This is a genomic window from Streptomyces sp. NPDC051172 (assembly GCF_040682555.1).
Lineage (GTDB): Bacteria > Actinomycetota > Actinomycetes > Streptomycetales > Streptomycetaceae > Streptomyces.
Genome location: NZ_JBFBBE010000415.1, coordinates 1 through 1,170, shown reverse-complemented (window position 1 = coordinate 1,170; position 1,170 = coordinate 1). Strand labels below are relative to the sequence as shown.

Annotated in this window: 2 protein-coding genes; both read right to left on the bottom strand. The window is 66.2% G+C overall.

All coding sequences use genetic code 11. From position 1 onward, the window contains the following. Positions 1-33 precede the first annotated feature (33 nt). Positions 34-636, bottom strand: a complete 603-nt coding sequence (locus AB0N07_RS51580) for a transposase (protein WP_365847987.1) — start codon at positions 634-636, stop codon at positions 34-36. After that, entirely contained in the window at positions 561-1,103 is a 543-nt protein-coding gene (locus AB0N07_RS51575) for a winged helix-turn-helix domain-containing protein (RefSeq protein WP_365847985.1), read from the bottom strand. Before AB0N07_RS51575 ends, AB0N07_RS51580 begins: the two co-directional genes overlap by 76 nt. Positions 1,104-1,170 lie beyond the last annotated feature (67 nt).

Sequence of the window (1,170 nt, the reverse complement as noted above, 5' to 3'; positions counted from 1 at the left end):
CCGGGGTTGAACTCGCGGTGGCGGGCCGATCGATCATCCGGCTCCCATGATCAGTCCGGTCTCGATGAGGCAGCCGTCGATCAGGTCCGACCGGTACTGGATCTTCTTGAGCTTGCGTTTCATGACGCGGGCCATGTGGTCGAGGTTGGCGGCGGCGAAGTCGGCCAGGCCGCGCTTGACCAGCGACCAGATGCCCTCCTGCGGGTTGAGCTCAGGAGCGTACGACGGCAACTGGAACACCGTCAGCCACTCCTCGTTCTCCACGAAGAACAGCGCGAGTTCGTCGACCAGGTGGACGTTGAGATTATCCCAAACCCAGACCACGGGGGCCTTGAGCTGGTTGTGCGCCACGACGATCAAGTCACGGTAGTCCTGCCAGGTGAAGCTCTTCACCTCCCCCTTTCGCCCTCGGTACACATGCAACCGGTAGAACAGACGCGATCGTTCGCCGTGCCGGAAACAGACCACTCCCGCCACGGAGACCCGTCCCCGGTTCGAGCCGCGCACCCGTACCACCGGCGTCTGGCCCCGCGGTGCCCACGTGTGCCCCTTCGGCGGCCTCAGTCCCTGCCCTGCCTCGTCCTCGAAGCAGATGTAGGCGTCCTGGGCCGCTGCCGTGGCTTTACGGTCTCCCACACCTCGCCCCGCCACCGCTCGACACTCGCGTCGTCCCGCTCCAGCGCCCGCCGGGCCGGCACCTGCGGGGACCAGCCGTGCCGACGCAGCAGCTTCCACACCCCCTGCACCGTGTATTCCACCAGGAATAACCGGATGATCAGCGCACGGATCCGCACCAACGTCCAGCCCTGCTCCTCGTCCCAGCCGTGCGCCAGGGTGCCACGCTCCAACTCCCGTACGAGACGCTCCCACTGCGCGAGACTCAGAAGTTCCACGCACATCGGCCCCTTCGAGCGCAGCCCCTCCGCTCCGCCCTCGCGCCATGTCCTGCGCCACTTCTCCACCTGGCGCTCCCCGACCCGGAACTCACGTGCGATGTCCCTGGTCTTCTCCCCACACGCGAACCGCTCCGCAGCCTCCAGCCTCAACTGTTCACGAGCCGCCTGCTGCTTCGGCGTCAGCCCGCCTCCCTGCGCATACCTCATGACTCCGGCATACCGCAACGATCACGAAACGTCAGTTCCTCCCCCGCCACTACGAGTTCAACCTCAG